Genomic DNA, 24,253 nt, shown 5'->3' with positions numbered 1-24,253 from the left:
TGGTTGCTTTGCAAGTTTTTATTAAAGGAATTTATTTTGATTTCTAACTTTTTTCAAATTTTAATTATGATAATATTTCTCAAAATCAAAAAGGATTTTATTTAACGTGCTTCAATATTATCAAGAGTTAGTATATTATGTTCAAAGAATGGTAGGTGACAAGGATAGAGCAAAGGATGTTATCCAAGAAGCTTATAGTAGATTATTATATGTAAACAAGAGTTCAAATATTGATAATGAAAGAGCCTATTTATACAAAACCTCAAGAAATATTGTAATAGACCAATCAAGAAAAGAGAAAAGCTCATCTGAAACTCTTTATGAAGAAGAGGAACATAGTATTCCTCAAGAAGAGCAACCCCATGAACAAGTAGTACAATCAAACCAATATGAACAAATGATGAAAATAGTTCAAAGCCTTCCACCAAAATGTCAACAAGCCTTTATTTTACACGTAATTGAAGGATACTCTAGAAAAGAAATCTCTTCAAAGATGGGTATAAGTATCGCTGCAGTTGAGAAAAATATTCTTAGAGCCAGTGAAAAAATCAAAAACAAAATGAACAATTATTAGGAGCCAAATATGAAAAGTATCGAACAAATAGCTATATCTTGGCTTACAAGAGAAGAAGAAGGTTTAAATGAAAAAGAAAAAAGTGAATTAAACTTTTGGTTAAACTCAAATGAAAATCATAAAAAAATATACGAAGAGAATAAATCTATTAGAAAGGCATTTAAATCTCTTCCTTCTCAATTAAAAGATGAATTGGCCTGTAAAGCGAAAGAAGGAGCAAAAAAAACAAAGATAATTGAAAAAATAAAACCCTTAGCAGCAGCTGCAATATTTATTTTAGCCCTTGGTTTTGGAAGTTTCAAATACAATGAACTTGTTTCTCCTACTTATACAAATCATCTAGTTTCACAAAATAGTATTAATAAGAATATTCTTTTACCTGATAATACAAAAATAGTTTTAGATAAAAACTCTGATATAGAAGTTAACTATTTTAAAAACAAAAGAGAAATAAAGTTTAACGAAGGTCGAGCAATGTTTTATGTTGCAAAAGATAAAACAAAAGTCTTTACTATAAAGGTAAACCATACTCAAATAAAAGTTTTAGGTACAGCTTTTGAGGTTGATAAATTTGATAATAAGATTTCTATAAAAGTAAAAGAGGGTCTTGTAAAAATATCAAAGGAAAACAATAATAAATATGAAACAATAGCTTTATTAAAAAAAGAGGATTCTCTTTTATTAGATGAGAATTCAAACATATTATCTTTAAATAAAATTCAAACAAATAAAATAGCAAACTGGGAAGAAGGATATATTTTATTTAATAACACTCCTTTACAAGAGGCTATTAAACAATTTTCAAGATACAATAAAATCGAAGCTAGCTTTGAAAATTATGATATTTCACAAACTGCTATAACAGGGAAGTTCCAACTAAATGAATTTGATTCTTTTATTAAAGCTATACCAAAAATTTATGCACTTAAAGTAGAAAAGAAAAACAAAAAAATAAAATTTTTTGAAAATTGATGTCTGATTTTTTTTATTCATCCGTCTTATTATCGAAAAGAATAATTTTAATAATCATTCTTAATACTAAAAAGAAACTAAAGGACACAAATGATTAAAAAGAAATCAACATTGATTGCACCAATGTTAGCTCTTGCTTTATCAACAAGCTTATATGCAAAACAATATTCAGTTGAAAATCTATCTTTGCAAAAAGCGATTGAACAATTATCAAAAGACTCAAATATGTCATATATGGTTGATGCAAAACTATTAAAAAATCAAAAAGCACCAAACTTTAAAAATATAGAAGGTATTGAAAAAGCTTTTAAAGAACTACTTAAAGATACAAACCTTGAAGCAGTTATTGAAGATGAGACTATTTTAATTAGAAAAAAAAGAGTACATAAAAAAGAAAATAGTGCTTCAAACAACTTAGGACAAGTGGAAGTTCAAGGAAATTGGATTGGTAATTCAAGTTATGAAGATGTAAAAACTTATAGTGGAGCAAGAACAATTATTGATTCTGCGACATTAAATAAAACAGCTGCAAAAAATATTGAAGACGCTTTAAGAGTTGTACCAGGTATTCAAATTCAAGATGAAACAGGAACTGGTGTTCTTCCAAATATCTCATTAAGAGGATTAAAACCAGGAAGAAGTGCAAACTTAAATGCAATGGTAAATGGAATCCCTGCAGCAATCGCTCCTTATAGCCACTCTAGTTTTTCACTATTTCCAATTACAATGGAAACTTTAGAAACAATTGATATTGTAAGAGGTGGAGCAGCAGTTCACTATGGTCCAAATAATGTTGGTGGAGTTGTAAACTTTGTTACAAAACCTATTTCAACAAAACCTTCTTCTACAATAAAAGGAACAGTACACTCAGCTGATAATGGAAATATCTTAACTGATACTTATTTTAGAACAGGTGGTTTTATAAATGACAATTTAGGATTACAACTTCAATACAATAATATAAACGGAGAATCATTTAGAGACCATTCTGATACAAATGTAAATAACTATATATTTGATTTAGAGTATTTCCCAACAGATAATAGTGAAATCAAATCAAATATCCAATACTACAAAGCTGATGCCAACTTACCAGGTGCACAACTGCCAGAAGATTATAAAGATGATAAAAGCTCTTCACAAAGACCACATGATGAATTTCATGGAAAAACAAAAAGAGCTTCTGTAACATATAAACTTAATCCTACAGAAGATACAGAGTTTTACTGGATGAACTATGCACAAAAAAGTGAAAGAAGATTTGATTGGGGTTGGAATACATCAGGTTCTTCATTTACTCCAGGAACAGCTGATTCTGTAAGAGTTGCCGACAGAGAAATTGATGTTTTTGGAACTGAACCTAGATTTACTTTTGAAAAATCTAATCACAAAGTTACTTTCGGAACAAGATATGTAAAAGAAGATGTTGATTACTTATTACACCAAACAAAATTTAGCGATGGAGTGAAAGGTACTCTTAGAGATTGGAAAATCAAAACAGATGCAGTAGCATCTTATTTAAGTGATACTATCTCTTTAATGGATGGAAGATTAAAAGTTACTCCAGGTATTAGATACGAAAAAATTGATACTGATTTTGGTGATAACTTAAGTAATGACCCACTTGCAGATAAAAGAAAAGATATGAGGTCTTGGCTTCCAGGTTTAAGTATTGGTTATCAAGCAACAAATGACCTATTTTTATTTACAAATGCACAAAGATCTCTTAAATCTCCACAAGTAGCACAAGTAAGAAAAGATGGTGATTTAGCAGCTGAACTTGCGTGGAACTATGAAGTTGGATTTAGATATGAACCAAATAGTAAATTTAGTATTGGAAGTACACTTTATAGAATTGATTATGAAGACCAAATTGAGTATGTAGCTAGTACACAATCTTTTAAAAATCTTGGAGAAACTAGACACCAAGGTATTGAAACTCAAATCAATTTTAAACCAAGCGATAATACACAGTTTGCATTAGGATATACATATCTTGATACAGAACAATTAACAGGTGATAATAGAGGGAATCAACTTCCTTGGGTAGCTAAACATCAATTTAGTATCTCATCTGATTATGAATACAATAAAAATAAATTCAACCTAACAGGTCTTTATATTAGTAAAGCATTTTCTGATAGTGCTAATACAAAAGAAGAATCAGCAAATGGGCAATATGGAGAAGTTCCTTCATATACTCTATGGAATGCAAAAGTTTCAAGGGAAGTTAAATTAAACAGTGACTTTACAGCAGATCTTAGCTTTGGAGTTAACAATATCTTTGATGAAGATTATTACTTTAGAGGTGTTGATGTAAGTCCAATTGGTAGAGTAGCAGGACAAGGAAGAACTTTCATAGTTTCTGCACAAATTAACTTTTAAAATTTTTAGTTGAGTCTACACCTTGTAGTACTCAACTAATTACATCTAAAACTACTTATCATGATAGCTTTAGTATTAAGTATTAATTTAACTTAAATGATTATAATTCTCAAAATTAAATAAAGGTATTATTGTTGAATTCAAATTTTAAAACTATATACAAAAATCTCTCAACTCCTGAAAATAGCGGAAAAAAGATTGGTTTATTTAGAACTTTGTGTTCTATCTTTGGTGGACTATTAGTCTCTTATTTATTTATGACTTTATTAAGCTTTTTAACACCTGTTCCCTTAGGAGAATCCCTTGTTATTCCTATATACCTTTATACTTTACTATGGGCAGTTTTCTCTTTTTGGATAGCCCTATCTCACACAAAACTAATTGCACTTAAAAGGGTTTTTATTCCTAGTTTAATATGTGCTATTGGAATTTTATTTTTTATTTTAGGAAGTTAATCTATGGAAAATGCAAGTAAACTATTTAAACAAAGACTTCAAAGAATACATGTAAGTGTAGGAATTAGTGCCTCATTATTTATGTACTTATGTGTTTTCTTTGGTATTTTTGCAATTTTTTTACCCTATATTCAAACATGGGAAAAACCTTCAAGACACTTTGAAGCTGCAAATATCAAAGAGATAAACTACTCAAAAATGATTGACCCAGTTATTAGTGACCCAAACTTTCCTACAAACAATATTATTATAGAACTTCCTGGATACTTTAACGACCCAGCTTTAAAAGTAAATCATATGTTTGTGGAACCAGTTGTTTTTAATCCAAAAACTATGGAAAAAGTAAATGATGAAGGTGACAACTCTCAATTAGCAAGATTTTTAAATCATATGCACTATGGAAGACCTTTTATGAGTGTTGGATATTTTGTATTTGGTCTTGTTGCTGTTTCTGTTATGCTTTTAATTATTGGTGGACTTATTCAAGTTTATTATTTAAAATATAACAATAACCCTAAAAATCATCAAGGAAAATTTTCAAAATACCATAGAAAAGTTTTTATGTGGTTATTTGCTCCTTTTGTAATAGTTACTCTTACAGGGGCTTATATGAATATTGGATATTCAGGCTCAACTTTAATGACATATATCTCTTCAAAAGGGGAAATCTCAAATACTTGGCAAGCAGTTGGTCCAGTACTAAAGCCTCAAAGAGCTTTAGTAGAAAAAAATAATGAACAAGTTTCTATGCTTCCAATTAGTGAACTTATTCAAAAAGCAGAAGATGTAAATCCAAGTATCAACTTTGACAAAATAAAACTTATCAACTGGAAAGATAGTTCTGCCCAAGTTGAACTTACGGGATATAATCCAAACTTTCCATTTCTAAATGGAGTATTTAATAATCCTGTTATTGTTTTAAGTGGTGTTGATGGAAGTTTGATTGAGTACAAAAAAGTATTAGATGGAAACTGGACAAGTATGTTTGCAGATACTTTATATTTCTTACACTTGCTTTTTGGAGTTGATATTTTTGTAAGAACTATCATTGCAATTATCATGGCTATTTGTGGAGTTGCAATTGGTTTTGGAGTTATGCTTTTCTTAGAGAAAAAAGCTAAAAAGTTTGATAATAAAATTCCCTTTTATCACTGGTTTGGAAAACTATCTTTAACAGTTATGATTGGAGTTATACCAGCAACTGGATTTATCTTTTTACTTCAATGGCTTTTACCATTTGATATGCAAGATAGGATGTTTTGGCAAAAAGGACTATTTTTTATTGCATGGCTTAGTACTTTAACTTGGGCTTTTTATAGAATTTGTTCTTTTAAAGCTGCTAAAGAGTTTTTAGTTTTAGGTGCAATTTTATTTATGATAACACCACTTGTTCATTTTTATGTATCTGGATTTTCTCCTATTGAACTATTTACAAACAATATGTTTATCATCTTAAATGTTGATATTGCCCTATTTATTTTTGGACTTTTACTTCTATTTGTAGGATTTAAAATACCAAAAGATAGAGAAGAATTTAAACTTCTATTTTCTAAAAAAAAGGATAAATAATGAAAATAAAATCAATACTTGTTTTTTTACTATTAAGTTTAAACCTAAGTGCTCATACTTTACTTATGGATGTTATTGATAATGAAGACAATACAATAACAGTAGTTGGAGCTTTTAGTACAGGAGAGAAAACTGTTGGTGCTTTAGTTAAACTTGAGTCACTAATTTCAGGAGAAGTACTATATCAAAAAAGACTTCCAGATGAGAGTGAACTTACAATTGAGATTCCAAAAGAGCAGTACCAAGTAGTTCTTGATGGAGGACCTGGACATACTGTTGTAAAAGAAGGTTTTGCTCCCCTTGAAGGTTTTACTAAAAAAACATCAACGGAAAATACAAGTAAAAAACTTTCTCAAAATCAACATGGAGCATTAATTAGTACTTCTGTTATAGTACTATTTTCAATAGCCTTTGTTCTTCTTGCTCTTACTTTATACTTTAGTGCAAGAAATACAAAAATCTTAACTGCTCAGTTAAAGAAATAAAAATTTAACAAATGAAAGCTCTGTATTTACTGTTTATTAAACAATAAATATAGAGCCAGACAAAATAATCAACAAGCTCTTTTTTACAAATATATAAATTTTAAAATTTCTTTATATTTTTTTACCGTTTTTTTGAATATTATCGTCTTAATATATTAGATAACGGTTATCAAAATCAAATACAAGGAAATAGAATGTCAATAAAAAAATCTTTTATTGCTCCAGGGTTAGCATTATTGCTATTAACAAATTTACATGCAACAGATACTTTTACTATTAAAAATAAGACTCTTAAAGAAGCAATAGAAATTATCTCTAAAAAAGCAGATATTCCATATATCGTTAATAGTAAGCTAATTGAAGATAAAAAAGCAAAAAATATTGAAAATATTAAAGGGTTAAAAGAGACACTAAAAAAACTTCTTGAAGGAACAAATCTTAGCTCAACAATTGAAAATGATACTATTTTTATAAAAGAAAAAAATACTACTAAACTTGAAAAAAGTAGCTTAGGTGAGGTTAATATTGTAGAAAACATTTATAATACCACTGAGACATCTAACTCTTATACTATTACAAATATGAATAGTGCTACCAAAATGAATCTCTCAATAAAAGATACACCTCAAAGTATTTCAGTCCTTACAAATGAACAATTAAATGATATAGGAGTTGAGTACTTAGAGGATATTACTGATATTGCTACAGGAATATCTTATGACAAAAATAATGGTTCAACTCCAACATTTTACTCAAGAGGTTTTGAAATAAAAAACTTTCAAGTTAATGGCATAAATAGATATATGCCAAATAGAGGTACTGCAAAAGCACAAGATTTATCAATCTATGATAGAGTTGAAATAGTCAGAGGTGCAACTGGACTTCTTTCTGGAACTGGAGAACCCTCTGCAACTATTAACTTAGTTAGAAAAAAAGCATATAGTAAAGAGTTCAACTCCTCAATCTCATTAGAAACTGGAAGCTGGGATAAATATAAAACTCAAATTGATTTAATGTCGAAACTTAATGATAAAGGTACAATAAGAGGTAGACTAATTGCTTCATATGAAGAAGAGAATTCTTTTATTGATGAAATAGAAGAAGAAAAGAAAGTTCTATTTGGAACAATTGAAGCTGATTTATCTGATAAGACACTTCTGACATTAGGAAGTTCATATGTTAATACACGAGTAGATAACTCAATTAGGTCATTATTACCAGTTACTTTTAGTGATGGTTCAAAAACAACTTCTTTAGATAGATCGACTTGGCTTGGAAGTGATTGGACATACAAGGACTCTACTGAAAAATCTCACTTCATTGAACTAGAACACTATTTAAATAATGATGTAAAAGTTCATGCTACATATACTCATACAAATTTTAGTTTGCCTGAAAAGAACACCTTAGTAAATGGTGCTGTTTGGGGAACACTAAATCAAGCATTAAATAAAAATACTGGAGCAGGACTTGTAAACTTTGTACAAGCATATTATCCAGAAAGAGAAACTAAAACAGACAGTTTTGATATTTATACTTCAGTACCCTTTGAGTTATTTAATTTGGAACATGAATTTTTAATGGGATACTCAATAAGCAAAACTAAAAACTATACAGAATATGCTTGGAACTATGATAGTCCAGCTATAAATACTTATAACAATAGTAGAGCAGATGAACCTAATTGGGTTGACTTTGATACCTTTGATGACTCAAAAGTTACACAAACTGGTCTGTATGTGGCTTCAAGGTTATCATTAAGTGATGATTTAAAAGTTATTTTAGGTGCAAGATTAGCTAACTACAAAGAAGAAGGAATATTAAGAAGAAATGAGATTGATTTAGAATACAAAAATGAGATTATTCCTTATGCAGGTATTATTTATAATATTAATGATATTTACTCTTTATATGGAAGCTATACTGAAATTTTTCAAGTTCAAAATTTAAGAAATCAAGAAGCAAAACTTCTTGAACCTGTTGAAGGAGTAAACTATGAAATTGGTGCTAAAGCATCATTTTTAAATAACAAACTAAATACTACTCTTAGTTTATTTAGAATTGAACAAGATAATATTGGTCAAGTTGATGGAGTAATTCAAGGTACAGGAGAAAGAGCATACAAAGCAGTTGAAGGTTCAACAAGTAAAGGAGTTGAATTTGAAGTTGCAGGAGATTTAACAGATTCAATACAACTACTTTTAGGTTACTCTTATTTTAAACTTGAAGATGCTCAAAATAATAAAATGAATACAAGTAATCCAAATAAACAATTTAAATTAAATGCTAAATATTACAAAGATAAATTTAGTATAGGTGGTGGAGTAAATTGGAAATCTGCTGCTTTTGAAGGTGATGCAAGACAAGAAGCATATTTGCTTGCAAACTTATTCGGAGAGTATAACTTTACAAAAAATTTATCAGGACAATTAAATATAAACAACTTATTTGACAAGAAATATTATTCATCAGTTCATAGTTTTGGAGTAAATTATGGAGAGCCAAGAAGCTTCAATTTTAAATTAAAGTATACATTCTAAGAAAAATAGGGTTTAAATAACACTAAACCCTATTTCATATTGATTATGATAATATATATTAAAATATAAAGGTGGCTATTCTTGCTTGACTACTATAAAGAAGTTTTAAATTATGTTCAAAGACTTACTGGCGATAAAGAAAAAGCAAAAGATATAACACAAGAATCATATACGCGAATTATTGAGATAGAAGAGAAAAATCAGATAAAAAATCCCCGAGCATATCTTTATAAAATGGCAAAAAACCTTTTAATAGATGAATCAAGAAGAAACAAAAATATTTTTAAAGTTGATTATGAAGAAGCAAATTTTACAATTCCAAAAGAACAACAGCCTGAAGAACTTTTTTACAAACAAACTCAATATATTGAACTTTTAGATTTAGTTCAAAATTTACCTAAAAGAAGCAAACAGGCTTTTACACTTCATGTGATTCAAGGTTTTACGAGAAAAGAAGTTGCACATAAAATGAATATAAATATCAGTACTGTAGAAAAACATATAACAAATGCAACACTTAAAATTAAAAATAGACTTGAAAAAGCCAAGGAGAAAGAGTTTGAGTAGTAATAAAAAGATAACGGAAGAAGCTATAAATTGGTTGAGCATTGAGCAAGATGGATTAGATAAAAGTGAACAACAAAAATTTAATTTATGGATAAAAGATTTTGAAAATAAAAAAGAATATGAAAATATTAAATTCATAAGAAACAGTTTTAAACAGATACCCTCTTCTTATACAAAAAATTTAACAAAGGAAGTAAATAAAGAAATAAAAAGAGAAAAACTTTTTAGAAACTTTAAGCCTCTACTTGCTGCAGCTTCTCTTTTAATTATACTTTACTTCAGTGTATATACAAAGTTTATGCCTGTATATACAAAAGATTATAGTACAGAAAATAAGATACTAAAAAATATCATTTTACCAGATAACTCTATTGTAAATTTAGATGTAAATACTAAGTTAAAAGTAGTCTATTTCAAAGACTATAGAAAAATTAAATTATCAAAAGGAAGAGCACTTTTTAGTGTTAAAAAAGATGAAGATAGAGCGTTCTTTGTAGAAAATTTAAATACTCAAATAAAAGTTATAGGAACAATGTTTGAAGTGTCAAATATTAAAAGTGATCTTACTCAAATAAAAGTAAAAGAAGGTATTGTCAAAGTTTCAAATATAGATGATAACAACAAAGAAAAAATTATTGCTGTTTTAGAAAAGGGAGATACTTTAAAAGTAAATCAAAGAGGTAAAATATTTGTTAATAAAAAAATTGAACCTAAATATATATCTTCATGGAAAGAAGGATATTTATACTTCGCAAAAACTCCTCTTATAGAAGCATTTAAAGAGTTTTCAAAGTATAATAACTATAAGACTACTTTTGATAAATATGAAAATACTTTACATGAAATTGATGGTAAATTTTCAATTAAAGAGTTTGATAAATTCTTATATGCACTTGACAAAATTTATCCAATAAATATAAAAAAAGAGAAAAAAAATATAATTATTTCTTCTAAATAGGTTAATTAAACTTCAATAGTAAAGCACGCACCTTCTTTTTTATTTTCGACTCTTAGTTTCCCTTTAAAGTGAGAGTTGATTATTGTTTTAGACATATAAAGCCCTATTCCACTTCCACTGTCTTTTGTAGTAAAATACGGCTCAAAAATCTTATTTAAATCAGCTTTTTTTATTCCACCTGCATTATCACAAACTGTAGTAAAAGATTTATCAAAATAGCTATCTATGGTGATTTTTATTTTCCCATCCTCTATTTGCCTTTGAACTAAAACGTCTTTTGCATTTGTAATTAAGTTTAAAACTACTTGAGAATACTCATTTTCATAGGCATAAATTTTTTTATCTTTTCTAATATCAAGCTCTAATTCTATATTCTCTTTTTCTAATAAAACAGCCATAATATCAACTGCTTGTTTTATAGCCTTTGATAAATAAAAGTTTTCTTTCTCTTTTTGTGGCTTATAAAAATCTCGAAAACTATCTATCGTACTTGACATAAACTCCAACTGTTTATTTGACTCTTCAATTTTCTCATCTAAATACTCTTTTGAAAGTTTCTCATCATATGAAGCCATTTGTAAATTCATATTTATAAAACTAAGATGAGTAAGAGGCTGTCTCCATTGATGAGCGATATTATTTATCATTTCTCCCATTGAGGCTAGTTTTTCTTTATGTATTAGAAGTTTCTCTTTTTCATTTTTCTCTTTTACTATTCTTCTAAGAGCAAAAGCTAAAGCTAAAGTAAAAATTAATGACTCCATTGGAGCTGCAAAGTGAATAGTATAAATACCACTAAAAGGTATTAAATCCTTCTCTGCCATATATACAAAGCTAGCCATAAAACTCCAACCAATAGTATAAATAATGGCATTTTTATTTCCATTTATAATTGAAAGTAAACCTAATAAAGAAGGAATTAAAAAACTTATATAAAAAGGCATATACTCATATAGTAAGGAGTAATTTATTAAAAGAATAATTCCTATATCAATTGTATTTATCCATAAAAAAAAGTTTATTAAACTACTTGAAAAAGATAACTTATTTTTTGCATTTAAAATCTCTTTTGCAAAAAGTAAAGTAAATATAAAACTCATGTTTTCAAGTATATCTATTAGTGTTTGTGCAAATGTTGTTGGATATGGTTTAAAACTTACTATCATAAAACCTATCAAAGATAACAAAACAAAAAGTTGCATAATTGAGTAGTAAAGAAAGTATTTTTCTCTTATGGAAAAGTAGATTATAAAGTAGTATAAAAAAGCACAAAAGATTATCCCATAGGCTACTCCATAGATTATACCTTCATAGGGTAACAAGTTTTCATATTCACTTTGAGAGATAACTTTTACTCTAAAACCTGGTCTTTTAGGAGTATCATATTCATACTCAAAATATAAAACATCAGGAGCAGTTTTATCAAGTTTGATAAGCATCATATGATTATAGTTTTTATAAATTGTGTTTGTATAAGTCATGTTATCATAATCAGAAATAACGGTTAGATAATAGTTTTTGTCAAGATAGTTTTTCTTTTTTAACTTTACTTTTATAGCAAACTGTTTAACTTTTTTATCTTTATATTCAAGATAACTTGCATTTTTAAAACTATTTAAGTCTTCAGAAATCTTTACAGACTCAATAACATCAAACTTATCAGCATACAAAAAAGAGAAGAAAAAGAGAAAAGAAAGAATTATTTTCATCTATAAAGTTCTATCTTATATCCAAGCTTAGATATATTTTTAATACAGTTTGTAGGTAGTTTTTTTCTTAAGTCTCTTATTAAAAGCCTAAGTGCATTTTCACTCATATATTCATCTTGCCAAATATCACTTTGTAACTGTTCATAAGTAGCAGGTTTAGGATGCTGTTTACATAGCAATTCTAAAAGAGATATTTCACTTTTTGTTAATTTTATCTCTTTTTCTTCAATTCTTAAAATACTTTCGAAACTATCATAATAAGCAGTTTCAGTTAAATACTTTTTATTACTTTCATCTTCAAAACTCTCTTTTGCACACTGTAGAAGTAAAGGAAAAATAGTGTCATGCTTGATTGGTTTTGTAAGATATTTTACTAAACCTAAATCAATGGCATCAAGTAAATAGTTTTTATCTGTAAAAGCAGAAAGGACTATAAATTGTGTTTTTTTATCACTTTGTCTAACTTTTCTAACCATATCTAAGCCGCTTAATTTTGGCATTTTTATATCTGTTATTACTAAATGAGGCTTCTGTTTTTCTATAATATCAAGTGCAGTAAAAGCATCATTTGCTTCATAAACATTTTCAAAAAATCTTTTTAAATATGAGACTGCATTTTCTCTAATAAAATCTTCATCTTCTACATATAGAACTTTTAGTTTTTTGTACTCTTCTTTTAACATGGAAAGAATTATACAATATTCTTATTAAATATTAATAGTTATTATCATAATTGGAAGTATAACTAAAAAGGAAAACTCCTTTTTAGCTAATTATTTTAGAAAGTGTATTTATAAGTTAATGTTGCATTTCTTGGCGTACCATAAATCATAAGGTTATTTCCAATTCCTTCATAGTACTCTTTATCAAAGATATTATTTACATTTAACTGAAGACTAGAGTTTTTGTCAATTTTATATGATGCCATAGCATTTGCAAGTGTAAATGCATCTTGCGTAATTTTTTGAGCATCTGAACCAGTATAGTATTTACTTTTATAGTTTAACCCTGCTCCAAGTTGTAACTTATCCATTGTATATTTTGCAAAAAGATTTGCAGTTGTTCTTGAAGCTTTAGTATTAAACTTGTTACCTTCTGCATCTTCAGCTTTGAAGTTTGCAACTCCCATACTTAAACTAAAGTTATCAGTTAGTTGACCATGAATATCAAACTCAAAACCTTTACTTGTAACTCCCTCAACAAATGTATAAGGTTGATAACCATTTATTTGAGCTCCATCAGCTTCAGTACCATCTTGCTCAATTCTAAATATAGATAAAGAAGCATTTAATTTACCATCAAAATACTCACCTTTAATACCCGCTTCATAGTTTTTACCTTCTAATGGGTCTAAATAGTTTCCACTTCTATCTTTTTTATCATCTGGTTTAAAGATACTTGTGTAACTAGTATAAATAGAATGATTTTCATTTAAATCATAAACTAATCCCACATAAGGAGTTAATTCATTATCAAACTCTCTATCATTTACTCCACCATCTTCTGTATATTTCCAGTTTGTAAGTCTTGCTCCAGCTATTAATTTTAAATCTTCCATTAAAGAAAATTTACCAACTAAATAAGCAGCTGTTTGTTTAATCTTATTTGGTGTACCTGAATAAGAAGTAAAATTATCAAAGCTATCTAAGTTAATATTATTAAAATTAATTAAAGGATTTGCTAATGAAGATGCTCCTCCACCAGAACCCTTTTGATTATCATACTTTTTACTATCTGTATTATATGTATATCCTAAGATTACTTCATGGTCTAAGTTTGCAAGATTAAAAGGAACAGATACATAAGCATCAATATTATTCTCTTTTTTATAATCCTCATTTTCATAAGCAGAAATACTTCCAATTCCTACTCCTGTAGCTTTATCAACAGTTCCACCAAAATATAATAAACTTGATTCACTTTTATATCTGTTATGAGATAAAGATAAATTAAACAGTATATTGTTTGCAAAATATTGTTTAAAGTCTACAAAAACACCTTTTGTTTCAGCATTCCAATATGTATCTTTATTTGAAACAATATCAGAAGTATCAAAATTAGTTCTAGAACCATCAGAATAAAAAGCAGGTAACCCACCCCATCTAATACCATTTCTATCTAAATCTTGATAATTTGCACCAAATGATAAAAATGAACTATCTGATAAATCAACGTCAACTACACCATAAAGAATTTTATTCTCTTTTTCATAATAGTCCATATATGAATCATTATCATCATATTTCGCAATCAATCTTCCTCTTACAGAACCACTTTCATTTAGTTTGGAAGATACATCTACCATCCCACTATAAGAATCAAAAGAACCAGCTTTTAAAGTAATATCAGCTGCAAACTCTTTACTCTTAGCTCTTTTTCTAATAAGATTTATACTCATTCCAGGATTTCCAGCTCCTGTTAGTAAACCATTTGCACCCCTTACAATCTCTACTCTGTCAAAGATAGAAAGGTCTAAATCTCTTTCATCATAACTAGTATAAGTTGGCATTCCATCAACTTTATAATAATCAATTGTAAAACCTCTTGCACTTGAGTTTAGTCTCTCATCCCATCTACTCATTGAAACTCCAGTAACAGAAGCTAAGATTTCTTGATAAGAAGTAATTCCTAAATCCTCAAGTTTTTGGTGGGTAAATACACTTACAGACTGAGGTGTATCTTTTAGTGATAAACTTAGTTTTGTAGCAGATTTTGTTGAGTCTAGTGTATAAGAGTTCGTTGATTCTGTATCACTAGAACTTACAACATCTACTGTACCAAGAGATGTTTTAGTTGTGTCATTTTCAGCTGCGAATACTGAACCATGGATTAAGAAAGCCGCACAAAGTGACAGTCCTAATATTTTTTTATTTCCTATTTTCACAATATTTCCTTTATTGATAGTAATTATTAAAATTAAGATAAGCGAATTATTTCTTATTTTTTCTTATAGAAATATTACAAGAGAGATAAACATGATAAGCAAAAAATAACATTAGTTAAAATCAATTTTATACACACACTTTTCACATCTTTTTTTTATAGAATTAGAAATGGAAAATTTTGATATAGATAATAATTATTATATGAGAAACAAAAAAATAGATAACTCAACTATTATAAATATTTGCAAATGCTTTGGAGAAGACCTTACTGCAAGTGAAGCCTCTATGAGAGTAAATATCAGTAGAGTTACTATAAACAAGTACTATAAACAACTTCGTAGGTATATTACAAATACTCAAGAAATTTCAAATAAGCAAAAGCCAAAACATTGTTATATTAAATATTTTACACTCAATAAAAACTTTGTATTTTATATAGAGTATGACAATAAAACTATTTTGCTTAAGGATTGTAACTTCCCAATTGAAGAGGAAGTTAAAAATAGTTTAATCAGAAACAAAAAAATCAACTGCGCAAAACTACTACTAAATAAAAACAATAATAAATATATTGTTCTAGGTTATATGAATACAAAAAATACTCTAAATGAGTTTATTAATACTAGACTAAAAAAGTTTAGAGGGATAAATAAAACAAATATTGAAACTCATATTAAAGAATCAATTTTTAGATTTAATAACTCTAACTCTTCTGTATTCACAAATTTAACAACAGTTTTCTTATAGCATAATTTTATAAATTATTTATGTAATTTTGTATAAGTTTAATTTTATAATAAAATGATTATAATTCTCAAAATTAATACTAAAAGGGTAGAAATGAATAAGTTATTTAATACTATTTTATTTTCATTAGTCTTATCAACTTCTCTATTCTCTAACGAGATAGACAAATCGCTAGATATAATAGAAAAGACAAATAACAAACTAAAAAATTATCAAAATAAAATAGATAATGTAGAGTACCAAAGAGAAGAGCTTCTTAGCAAATATAAATATACAAATGCTGAACTAAAAAGTACTAGAGTATACAATGAGCAACTAAGAAAAATCCTTCAATCACAAAAAGAAGAACTTAGCAATATCAATCAACAAATTGTAGATATTGAAAATACTCAAAAAAATATTTTCCCTCTTATGTTAAACATGGTTGATAGCTTAAAAAAACTAGTTCAAATGGACACTCCTTTCTTACTTGATGAAAGAACAACTAGAATCGAAAACATAGAAAAAAGCCTTGATAAAGCAGATATTAAAACAGCTGAAAAATATAGAATTATTTTAGAAGCCTTTAAAATTGAGTATGACTATGCAAATAGCATTGAAACTTATCAAGACAAAATTGATGCTACTACATACGATTTTCTTAAACTTGGAAGAACAGCTTTATACTACCAAAGTTTAGACCTTAAAACTTATGGATACTGGAATAATGAAACTAGATCTTGGGTTGAAGTAGAAAGTTCAAATGCAAAAGCGAATATCAGAAAAGGTATCAAAATTGCTAAAAAACATCAAAATGTTGATTTCCTAAATCTTCCATTCTTAAAGCAAAAGGATAACTAATGATTAAATATATATTAGCAACACTATTAATTATAAACTCAAGTTTTGCCCTTGATTTAGAAAATTTACTACACAGTGTAAAGCAAACATCAAATAAAGAAATCATTGATGAGAAAAAAAGACTAAAAGAGTTTGTTGAAAATAAAAATCAACAAAAAGCACTTTTACTTCAAGCAAAAAAAGATTTAAAACTAGAAAATATTGAAACAAAAAGACTTAAAAAACTTATTGAAGCAAATGAAGAAGTTCTAACTTCAAAAGAAGCCGAACTAAATGTAAAGATTGGTGATTTAGGTGAGATGTTTGGAAGTGTAAGACAAACTTCAGCAGACTTTTTAACAAATTACCAAAGAAGTTTTACAGCATCAGAGTTTCCACAAAAAGAAGAGATTTTCACAAAATTCTCAAACTCTAAAAAACTTCCTACAATTGAAGAGTTAACTTCTTTTTGGCACACAATGCTAGATGAAATTATTCAAAGTGGACAAGTATCAACTTATCAAGCAAGTGTTATTTTACAAAATGGTGAAAGAAATATTCAAGATGTAACTAGAGTTGGTGTATTTTCAGCATTCTCAAATGGTAACTTCTTAAAGTATTCAAATGATATAAACTCATTAATTGAATTATCAACACAACCATCATCAGCATATACATCAAATGCACAAGATTTTGAGGAAAGCTCAAATGAAATAAAACCTGCACTAGTTGACCCAACAAGAGGAACTCTTTTTGAAATGCTTGGTAACAATCCAACAATCATGGATAGAATCAACCAAGGTGGAATTGTAGGATATATTATTATTACGCTTGGTGTTTTAGGTTTATTATTTGCAGCATATAAAATTGTGTTTTTAAATCTTATTCATACAAAAATCAAAAAACAACAAAAGAATTTAGAAAACTACGATGATTCAAACTCTTTAGGAAAAATTGCAGGAGTATTTTATAAAAATGTAAATGACTCTATCAATGACTTAGAAATCAAAATTGGTGAAGCAATTTTAAAAGAGACAAATCACATCAAAAAAGGTCAAAGCTTTGTAAAACTTCTTGCAGCGGTAACTCCATTACTTGGATTACTAGGAACTGTTACAGGGATGATTGCAACTTTCCAAGCTATTACTTTATTTGGTACAGGTGACCCAAAACTTATGGCAGGTGGAATTTCAACTGCTCTTATTACAACTGTTTTAGGTCTTGTAACAGCTATTCCATTACTTTTTGCATATACATATATCTCTTCAAAAGCTGAAGCTATTGTATCTGTATTAGAAGAGCAAAGTATAGGAATGTTAGCAAAAACACTTAAATAACATGATTGATTTATATATAGATAACTTCTTTAACTTTTTTGACAAAGGTGGTTTTGTTTTATATATCGTATTTGCAATTGCCCTATTTCTTTGGGCATTGCTTATTGAAAGATATATTTACATTAGCTTTGAATATAAAAAATATGCAAAAGCTTTAAAGCAAGATTTATCACAAAAACAATTCAATCAGAAGTTTAAAGAAGAGATAAAAAAGTATTTAATTGAAGATTCAAATATCAAACTAAAATCAGGTCTTAGTTTTATCAAGACTTTGATTATTGTTTGTCCATTAGTTGGTTTATTAGGAACTGTTACAGGAATGATTGAAGTATTTGATGTAATGGCACTAAATGGTACTAGCAATGTAAAATCAATGGCAAATGGAGTATCAATGGCAACAATTCCAACAATGGCAGGAATGGTAGTTGCACTTAGTGGAATACTATTTGAGAAAAAATTAGAGCTATCAATAAAATACCATACAGATAAATTGTATTTAGAAATATCAAAGGTTTTATAAGATGAGAAGATTTTCACAAAAAAACAATAAAGAAGAGACAGAAATAAACTTAACACCAATGCTTGATGTTGTTTTTATTATGTTAATTTTCTTTATTGTTACAACCTCTTTTGTAAAAGAAGCAGGTATAGAAGTAAATAGACCAAGCGCAAAAACAAGTCAACAAAAAGCAGAAGCAAATATTTTAATAGCTATTAAAAATAATGATGAAATTTGGATTGATAAAAGAATGGTTGACATAAGAGCTGTTAGGTCAAATATAGAGAGACTAAAGGCTTCAAATACTCAAAGTAGTGTTGTAGTTCAATCAGACAAAGATGCTAGAACTGGTGTACTTGTAAAAGTTATGGACCAAGTAAGACTAGCTGGTATTACAAATATTTCTATTTCTACACTAAAGAACTAAGATGAGAATATTAATAGCTGTATCCGTATCTCTTGTTATCTCAATTGCGATGTTTGTGTTAATGCAAAAAATGACATCAACTCAAAGTGAGCATATAAAAAAAGAAACAAATCCCGTTCAGTTAACTTATTTAAGAGATAAAAAAGATACGGTTATTGAAAAGAAAAAAAGAGTTAAACCAAAAGAACCTATTAAAAAGGTTGAGCCTAAAAAGCTAGAATTAAAAACAAAATTAAATCAAGAACTAAATAAAAACGTAAAAATCAAGCCTTTAGATATTAGCCAAAATATTGATATCTCATCAATAAACTCTTTATCAGGAGCTAAAATAAATATTGGTTCAAATCTTTTAGATGCAAATATGTTAAATGCCCTAAAAAGAGTAAATCCAAGATATCCAAGACGAGCAAAAATAAGAAGACAAGAAGGTTTTGTACAACTAACATTTAAAATCGATTCTGGTGGTTTTGTATCAGGAGTTCAAGTTGTTGATTCAAACCCAAAAGGTGTATTTGAAGAAGAAGCAGTAAAAGCAATAAAAAGATGGAGGTTTAAACCTTCAAAAGATGATGTTGCAGGAAACTTCAAAAATGCAACAATTACATTTAACTTTAGATTAGCAAGGTAGGAAATGATGTTAAAAAAAATATTGTTAATAATGTTCCTTTGTTTTTATACTAGTGCATTTGCCAAAATGCATATGTCAAAAAGTACATACAATAGCTTAATGAAAGCACAGAAACTAATAGAAAAAGATGATTATAAAACATCTAAGAAGATACTAGAAGAGTTGATAAAAAGTGATTCTAAAAATGATTATGAGAAGTCATATATTTTACAAACACTAAGTAATATTTATATTCATGAAGACAACTATAAAAAAGTTGCAAAAGCTTATAATCAAATCATTAAATATAATGCCTTTGAAAAAGATAGTATTGATAAAATCAAGTTCTCTTTATCAAAGATTTACTTATCACTAGAGAAATACAAACCTAGTATCAAGCTTTCAAATGAGCTTTTAAATAGTAAAGTTTTAAAGAAAAATGATGTTTATGAAACGCTGATTTTGGCTTATTATTATGAAAAGAAATATAAAAAAAGTATTAACTACTCAAAGAAATATTTCTCTTCTAAAAAAGAGATAAAAGAGTCATGGTACAAAATTCTTTACTCTTCTTATGTTGAGATCAAAGACTATAATGGTGCAATAAAAACTATGGAAATCATGGTTAAACTTTTTAGTAAAAATGAAAGTTATTGGGTTCAACTTGCCTCTTTATATCAAGAAAAAAATAGACTAAAAGACTCTTTAGCAACATTAGAGTTAGCCTACAAAAATGGTGTATTAAAAAACAAAAACAATATTTTATATTTTATAAATATCTCTTTACAAAATGGTGTTTATAAAAAAGCAAATGATTTACTTACAAAAGCTGTAGAAACTGGTTTAGTAAAAGAAGATAAAAAGATATTTGAATTACTTGTTTCAACACATGTAAATGCAAAAGATATTGACCTAGCAATCAAGAAAATCAAATCTTCTGAATATGGAGATGAGAATAAATACAAACTTATTCTTGCAAATTTATATTATCAAAAACAAGAATTCAAAGATAGTATTGCTATTTTAGATACTATGAAAACGAAAAGAAATACTAAAACTGCTGGAGAAAAAGAGCTTTTAAAAGCCTTATGTTTTTATGAGTTAGATGACAAAAAAACTTCTATCAAAATCTTAAAACAAGTAGTTAAAAATCCTCATCAAAAGAAAAGAGCAAGAAGTATTTTAAAAAGCCTTGAGAGTTAGTCCTCTCTAGCTTTTTATTACCCTTACTCTAATATTTCATAAAAAGAGTTATCAACTACTATATTCTCTTTATTTATATAACCTTTTTCTTTTATCTTTTTAATTGATCGAGATAGTGTTGCAGGTGCCATATTTAATTTATTTGCAATCTCAGAATGTTTTCGTTCAATTAGAATATTTGGATTATCCCTTAAAAAAGCACATACTTTTTGAGTAGCATCATATACTAAATTTCTATGAATTGTTTGTTCTAGATTTCTCATCTTTTTTATTAAAGAGCCTATAATATGAAAAGATAAGTTAGCATTACTTTGTAAAAGAGAAAGAAAAACCTCTTTTTCTAAAATTGCCACTTTGGTTATACTACTTGTACTAATTGCAGTTGCAGGAAAAGGAGATGCTTGAAAAGTAGCCATTTCTGCCAATATTGTAGGCTTACTAAAATTATGAATTACTATTTCATTTCCCATAGTTCCTGTTTTATATAGCTTTAGTTTACCTTGTAACATAATATAAAAAGAGTTTGCAAAATCTCCTTCATAAAATAAAATATTATCTTTATTTAAAGTAATAATTTTACAAGAGTTATTTACAAGCTCAATTTCTTCTTCACTTAATAGTTTAAAAAACTCTACTTTTTTTAATACATTTTTATACATAAAAAATATTAACTTAAACAGCCTTAAGTTTTGTTGATTTAAGTCATTGATAATCACTATTATTTTCATTAAAATTACAAAAAATTATTAAGGTCATCATGAATTTTGTATTAAAAATATTAAAAGATTTCCCTAAATATATTTGGAGTGGATGGGGTTCTATTGCCTCAATTTTCTTATTTTTTTCTCTGTGGGATTTAGGTAATCAAATATATGGAAACCTTGTATTACCAAGTCCCAAGGAAACAATCTTAACTCTAGTTTCAATAGTTACCAATAATGAAACTATTACAAACATTGTAATTACTATAAAAAGAGCTTTCTTTGGTTTTTTTATCTCACTTATCTTTGGCTCTTTATTAGGCTTACTTGCAGGTCTTTTTGTAACTGCCTCAATGATGAGTCGACCAATAGTTACTATTCTTGTAGGGATGCCTCCAATAGCTTGGATAGTTTTAGCAATGATTTGGTTTGGAATGAGTGATATGACAGTTGTATTTACTGTAGTTGTTGCTTCTTTTCCTATTATTTTTGTAGGAGCATTACAAGGAACTAGAACATTAGAAGGTAATCTAAAAGAGATGGCTGATAGTTTCAATTTATCTTTTAAAATGAAAATGTTTGATTTATATTTCCCACATATTTTCTCTTATGTATTTCCTGCTTGGATTAGTGCATTAGGAATGTCTTGGAAAATTGTAGTTATGGCAGAACTACTTTCATCAAATGAAGGAATTGGAGCAAGCTTAGCAATTGCTAGAAGTCAATTAGATACACCAACTGCCCTAGCTCTTGTCTTAATAATGATTGGAAGTTTACTTCTAATTGAATACTTGATTTTGGAACCAATAAAAAGAGAGGTTGAAGCATGGAGAGATTAGAACAATTATTAGTAAAAGATATTTCTTTTTCTTTTGGTTTTAAAGAGATTCTAAAAAATATAAGCTTTGAATTAAAAAAAGGACAAGTAGTATCAATAGTTGGTCCAAGTGGTGGTGGAAAAACAACACTACTTCATTTATGTGCAAAACTTCTTACCCTTGAGGAAGGAAAAATTAAAAATAGTTTTAAAAGTTCATCCTTTGCCTTTCAAGAAGCGAGACTTCTTCCTTGGAAAAATGTTCTTGATAATATTTGCTTAGGACTTCTTGCTAAGGGTGTAAAAAAAGAAAAAGCTCAAAGTTTAGCAAAACAAATTGCTTTAAAATTTGGACTTGAGCAAGAGGATTTAGAAAAATTTCCAAAAGATTTAAGTGGAGGAATGAAACAAAGAGTATCTTTTGCTAGAGCATTAGTTGTAAGGCCTTCACTTTTATTTTTAGATGAACCATTTTCAGCACTTGATATTGGCTTAAAAAAAGAGCTACAAAGTTTACTTATTGAAACTATAGAAAAAGAAGAACTTAGTATTTTATTTATTACCCATGATTTAATGGAAGCAATTAAATTAAGTGATGAGATTTTAGTTTTAAAGTCCGAACCTGTAGGCCATATAGTAAAAAGGTTTAAGTTTGATAAGCCAAGAAGTTTAAGGGATGATAGTTTTGTTTATGAACAAACAGCAAAACTTTTAAGTGATGAATACATCATAAATACTTTTGAATTGGAGCTAAAATAATGGAAAATAAAAAACAGTATGCAGCAAAACATTATGAGCATTACCCTGAGGGTGATTTTCCTATTTATTTAGCCTATGGTTTTAGACCTATATTTTTACTTCTTCCTCCTTATATTGTAATTTCTATCATTCTTTGGAGTTTTACTTTTAGTGGATTTATCTCTTTAGGCTTTATTAATAATTTATTAACTTGGCATATATATGAGATGTTGTTTGGAGTAGGAACTGCTGGTATTATTGCTTTTTTTCTAACAGGCGTTCCTGAGATGTTTCCAGGTGCAATCCCCATTGTAGGGAAAAAACTTTTTTTTATAGTTTCTCTTTGGTTAGCCTCAAGAATTAGCTTTTGGTTTATGGCATTTTTAGGTGTTCATTTTGTTGCTTTTATCAACTTATTCTTAAGCATATATATTATTTTACTTATTATAAAACCTGTATTTGAAGATGTGAATAAAAAACATATTTCACTAGCCTTTACCCTTGTTGCATTATTTATAATTCAGGGGATGTTTTTTGCAAGTATTTCAGAGTATTTAAATGTTGACTCATCTGCTATTTTAATTTTAGCTTTAGGTTTTTTTATTGTTTTGATTTTATTAGCTCTTAGACGTGTGAATATGGAAGCTATAAATGAACTTTTAGAAAATGAGAATATTGATGAAACTTTTTACTCAAGAGCACCAAGATATAATTTAGCTATTTTTTGTGTACTTTTATATACTCTTGTGGAATTTTTATTTCCTCAAAACTCTACTTTAGGATATTTAGCCCTTGCTTGTTTTGCAGCTATTTTAAATATATCAAATGACTTTATTTTAAAAGATAATAATATCTTAACTAAACCCTTTGTTATTTATATGTTAAGCACTATTTTGTTAACTGCTCTTGCCTATGGCTTCTTAGCTTATGATTATTTAAATGAAGAACTTTACGCACTAAATCATTTTAGACACTTTCTTACAACAGGAAGTTTTGGTCTTGTCTTTTATGTTGTAATGATAATTGTATCAACTATTCACACAGGAAGAAGGCTTTTTACAAATATCTGGCTAACCCTTGGGCTTATTTTTATAATTATTTCTACTTTTATAAGAGCACTCATTCCCTTTTATGAAGAATATTCAATCGAAGCTTATATTTTATCATCTATTTTATGGGCCATTCCATTTATTATTTATATGAAAATCTTTTTCCCATTTCTGCTTTCAAAAAGAGCAGATGGAATAAAAGGTTAAAAA

23 protein-coding genes are annotated in these 24,253 nt (G+C 27.8%); 19 read left to right on the top strand and 4 right to left on the bottom strand.

Features of this window, described 5'->3' with window-relative positions:
* Positions 1-106 precede the first annotated feature (106 nt).
* From CRV02_RS09870 to CRV02_RS09830, 9 genes are all read left to right on the top strand, one after another.
* A complete protein-coding gene (locus tag CRV02_RS09870; RefSeq protein ID WP_129085333.1) occupies positions 107-574 on the top strand; it encodes an RNA polymerase sigma factor in 468 nt (155 codons plus the stop codon).
* Positions 575-583: 9 nt separating this feature from the next.
* Entirely contained in the window at positions 584-1,546 is a 963-nt protein-coding gene (locus CRV02_RS09865; protein WP_129090191.1) for a FecR family protein, read from the top strand.
* Positions 1,547-1,636: 90 nt separating this feature from the next.
* Complete coding sequence (locus CRV02_RS09860) at positions 1,637-3,931, top strand: TonB-dependent siderophore receptor (RefSeq protein WP_129090190.1); 2,295 nt, start codon at positions 1,637-1,639, stop codon at positions 3,929-3,931.
* Between the two features lie 134 nt (positions 3,932-4,065).
* Positions 4,066-4,386 carry a hypothetical protein gene (locus CRV02_RS09855; protein WP_129090189.1) on the top strand — a complete coding sequence of 107 codons (321 nt, stop codon included), beginning with the start codon at positions 4,066-4,068 and terminating at the stop codon, positions 4,384-4,386.
* A 3-nt stretch (positions 4,387-4,389) separates the two neighbouring features.
* Entirely contained in the window at positions 4,390-5,955 is a 1,566-nt protein-coding gene (locus tag CRV02_RS09850; RefSeq protein ID WP_129090188.1) for a PepSY-associated TM helix domain-containing protein, read from the top strand.
* A complete protein-coding gene (locus CRV02_RS09845) occupies positions 5,955-6,440 on the top strand; it encodes a hypothetical protein (RefSeq protein WP_258239283.1) in 486 nt (161 codons plus the stop codon). The genes CRV02_RS09850 and CRV02_RS09845 overlap by 1 nt, the downstream gene beginning before the upstream one ends.
* Positions 6,441-6,634: 194 nt before the next feature.
* Positions 6,635-8,980: a TonB-dependent siderophore receptor gene (locus tag CRV02_RS09840; protein ID WP_129090187.1), complete on the top strand. Its 2,346-nt coding sequence runs from the start codon at positions 6,635-6,637 to the stop codon at positions 8,978-8,980.
* An 81-nt stretch (positions 8,981-9,061) separates the two neighbouring features.
* Positions 9,062-9,547 carry an RNA polymerase sigma factor gene (locus tag CRV02_RS09835; protein ID WP_129090186.1) on the top strand — a complete coding sequence of 162 codons (486 nt, stop codon included), beginning with the start codon at positions 9,062-9,064 and terminating at the stop codon, positions 9,545-9,547.
* The gene (locus CRV02_RS09830) at positions 9,540-10,505 is read left to right on the top strand and encodes a FecR family protein (RefSeq protein ID WP_164968989.1); all 966 of its coding nucleotides are present in this window, start codon (positions 9,540-9,542) and stop codon (positions 10,503-10,505) included. The genes CRV02_RS09835 and CRV02_RS09830 overlap by 8 nt, the downstream gene beginning before the upstream one ends.
* Before the next feature lie 5 nt (positions 10,506-10,510).
* On the opposite strand, the gene CRV02_RS09825 is transcribed toward CRV02_RS09830, so the two are convergent.
* From CRV02_RS09825 to CRV02_RS09815, 3 genes are all read right to left on the bottom strand, one after another.
* Positions 10,511-12,214: a sensor histidine kinase gene (locus CRV02_RS09825; protein WP_129090184.1), complete on the bottom strand. Its 1,704-nt coding sequence runs from the start codon at positions 12,212-12,214 to the stop codon at positions 10,511-10,513.
* Positions 12,211-12,897, bottom strand: coding sequence for a response regulator transcription factor (locus tag CRV02_RS09820; protein WP_129085325.1), 687 nt, complete (start codon positions 12,895-12,897; stop codon positions 12,211-12,213). The genes CRV02_RS09825 and CRV02_RS09820 overlap by 4 nt, the downstream gene beginning before the upstream one ends.
* 95 nt (positions 12,898-12,992) lie before the next feature.
* A complete protein-coding gene (locus CRV02_RS09815) occupies positions 12,993-15,098 on the bottom strand; it encodes a TonB-dependent siderophore receptor (RefSeq protein WP_258239282.1) in 2,106 nt (701 codons plus the stop codon).
* Positions 15,099-15,267: 169 nt separating this feature from the next.
* Here CRV02_RS09815 and CRV02_RS09810 point away from each other — a divergent pair, with 169 nt between their 5' ends.
* The 7 genes from CRV02_RS09810 (at position 15,268) to CRV02_RS09780 (ending at position 20,738) form a co-directional block, all read left to right on the top strand.
* Positions 15,268-15,846, top strand: a complete 579-nt coding sequence (locus CRV02_RS09810; protein WP_129090183.1) for a hypothetical protein — start codon at positions 15,268-15,270, stop codon at positions 15,844-15,846.
* A gap of 93 nt (positions 15,847-15,939) precedes the next feature.
* Entirely contained in the window at positions 15,940-16,686 is a 747-nt protein-coding gene (locus CRV02_RS09805) for a DUF3450 domain-containing protein (RefSeq protein ID WP_164968988.1), read from the top strand.
* Complete coding sequence (locus CRV02_RS09800; protein WP_129090181.1) at positions 16,686-18,002, top strand: MotA/TolQ/ExbB proton channel family protein; 1,317 nt, start codon at positions 16,686-16,688, stop codon at positions 18,000-18,002. Before CRV02_RS09805 ends, CRV02_RS09800 begins: the two co-directional genes overlap by 1 nt.
* Position 18,003: 1 nt before the next feature.
* Positions 18,004-18,522 carry a MotA/TolQ/ExbB proton channel family protein gene (locus tag CRV02_RS09795; protein ID WP_129085321.1) on the top strand — a complete coding sequence of 173 codons (519 nt, stop codon included), beginning with the start codon at positions 18,004-18,006 and terminating at the stop codon, positions 18,520-18,522.
* 1 nt (position 18,523) lies between these two features.
* Positions 18,524-18,928, top strand: a complete 405-nt coding sequence (locus CRV02_RS09790; protein WP_129085320.1) for a biopolymer transporter ExbD — start codon at positions 18,524-18,526, stop codon at positions 18,926-18,928.
* A 1-nt stretch (position 18,929) separates the two neighbouring features.
* Positions 18,930-19,556, top strand: coding sequence for an energy transducer TonB (locus CRV02_RS09785; protein ID WP_129090180.1), 627 nt, complete (start codon positions 18,930-18,932; stop codon positions 19,554-19,556).
* 3 nt (positions 19,557-19,559) lie between these two features.
* On the top strand, positions 19,560-20,738 hold the full coding sequence (locus CRV02_RS09780; protein WP_129090179.1) for a hypothetical protein: 1,179 nt from the start codon (positions 19,560-19,562) through the stop codon (positions 20,736-20,738).
* A 23-nt stretch (positions 20,739-20,761) separates the two neighbouring features.
* On the opposite strand, the gene CRV02_RS09775 is transcribed toward CRV02_RS09780, so the two are convergent.
* Complete coding sequence (locus CRV02_RS09775) at positions 20,762-21,466, bottom strand: Crp/Fnr family transcriptional regulator (protein WP_129090178.1); 705 nt, start codon at positions 21,464-21,466, stop codon at positions 20,762-20,764.
* 29 nt (positions 21,467-21,495) lie between these two features.
* On the opposite strand from CRV02_RS09775, the gene CRV02_RS09770 reads away from it, so the two are divergent.
* Genes CRV02_RS09770 through CRV02_RS09760 form a run of 3 tightly spaced genes read left to right on the top strand, consistent with a single transcriptional unit; the run spans position 21,496 to position 24,250 of the window.
* Positions 21,496-22,278: an ABC transporter permease gene (locus tag CRV02_RS09770; protein ID WP_129090177.1), complete on the top strand. Its 783-nt coding sequence runs from the start codon at positions 21,496-21,498 to the stop codon at positions 22,276-22,278.
* Positions 22,266-23,015, top strand: coding sequence for an ABC transporter ATP-binding protein (locus CRV02_RS09765; protein WP_129090176.1), 750 nt, complete (start codon positions 22,266-22,268; stop codon positions 23,013-23,015). Before CRV02_RS09770 ends, CRV02_RS09765 begins: the two co-directional genes overlap by 13 nt.
* Positions 23,015-24,250, top strand: coding sequence for an NnrS family protein (locus tag CRV02_RS09760; RefSeq protein WP_258239281.1), 1,236 nt, complete (start codon positions 23,015-23,017; stop codon positions 24,248-24,250). The genes CRV02_RS09765 and CRV02_RS09760 overlap by 1 nt, the downstream gene beginning before the upstream one ends.
* Positions 24,251-24,253 lie beyond the last annotated feature (3 nt).

Source organism: Arcobacter sp. CECT 8989 (genome assembly GCF_004116715.1).
Taxonomy (GTDB): Bacteria; Campylobacterota; Campylobacteria; order Campylobacterales; family Arcobacteraceae; genus Halarcobacter.
Note: the sequence above shows the minus strand (reverse complement) of the source record. Positions and strands in the feature narration are given on the sequence as shown.

Bases quoted from the DNA above. Each gene is read 5' to 3' on its own strand.
- CRV02_RS09865 (WP_129090191.1), top strand. From the start codon at position 584: ATGAAAAGTATCGAACAAATAGCTATATCTTGGCTTACAAGAGAAGAA.
- CRV02_RS09860 (WP_129090190.1), top strand. From the start codon at position 1,637: ATGATTAAAAAGAAATCAACATTGATTGCACCAATGTTAGCTCTTGCT.
- CRV02_RS09850 (WP_129090188.1), top strand. From the start codon at position 4,390: ATGGAAAATGCAAGTAAACTATTTAAACAAAGACTTCAAAGAATACAT.
- CRV02_RS09845 (WP_258239283.1), top strand. From the start codon at position 5,955: ATGAAAATAAAATCAATACTTGTTTTTTTACTATTAAGTTTAAACCTA.
- CRV02_RS09840 (WP_129090187.1), top strand. From the start codon at position 6,635: ATGTCAATAAAAAAATCTTTTATTGCTCCAGGGTTAGCATTATTGCTA.
- CRV02_RS09825 (WP_129090184.1), bottom strand. From the start codon at position 12,214: ATGAAAATAATTCTTTCTTTTCTCTTTTTCTTCTCTTTTTTGTATGCT.
- CRV02_RS09820 (WP_129085325.1), bottom strand. From the start codon at position 12,897: ATGTTAAAAGAAGAGTACAAAAAACTAAAAGTTCTATATGTAGAAGAT.
- CRV02_RS09810 (WP_129090183.1), top strand. From the start codon at position 15,268: ATGGAAAATTTTGATATAGATAATAATTATTATATGAGAAACAAAAAA.
- CRV02_RS09805 (WP_164968988.1), top strand. From the start codon at position 15,940: ATGAATAAGTTATTTAATACTATTTTATTTTCATTAGTCTTATCAACT.
- CRV02_RS09800 (WP_129090181.1), top strand. From the start codon at position 16,686: ATGATTAAATATATATTAGCAACACTATTAATTATAAACTCAAGTTTT.
- CRV02_RS09795 (WP_129085321.1), top strand. From the start codon at position 18,004: ATGATTGATTTATATATAGATAACTTCTTTAACTTTTTTGACAAAGGT.
- CRV02_RS09790 (WP_129085320.1), top strand. From the start codon at position 18,524: ATGAGAAGATTTTCACAAAAAAACAATAAAGAAGAGACAGAAATAAAC.
- CRV02_RS09785 (WP_129090180.1), top strand. From the start codon at position 18,930: ATGAGAATATTAATAGCTGTATCCGTATCTCTTGTTATCTCAATTGCG.
- CRV02_RS09780 (WP_129090179.1), top strand. From the start codon at position 19,560: ATGATGTTAAAAAAAATATTGTTAATAATGTTCCTTTGTTTTTATACT.
- CRV02_RS09775 (WP_129090178.1), bottom strand. From the start codon at position 21,466: ATGAAAATAATAGTGATTATCAATGACTTAAATCAACAAAACTTAAGG.
- CRV02_RS09770 (WP_129090177.1), top strand. From the start codon at position 21,496: ATGAATTTTGTATTAAAAATATTAAAAGATTTCCCTAAATATATTTGG.
- CRV02_RS09765 (WP_129090176.1), top strand. From the start codon at position 22,266: ATGGAGAGATTAGAACAATTATTAGTAAAAGATATTTCTTTTTCTTTT.
- CRV02_RS09760 (WP_258239281.1), top strand. From the start codon at position 23,015: ATGGAAAATAAAAAACAGTATGCAGCAAAACATTATGAGCATTACCCT.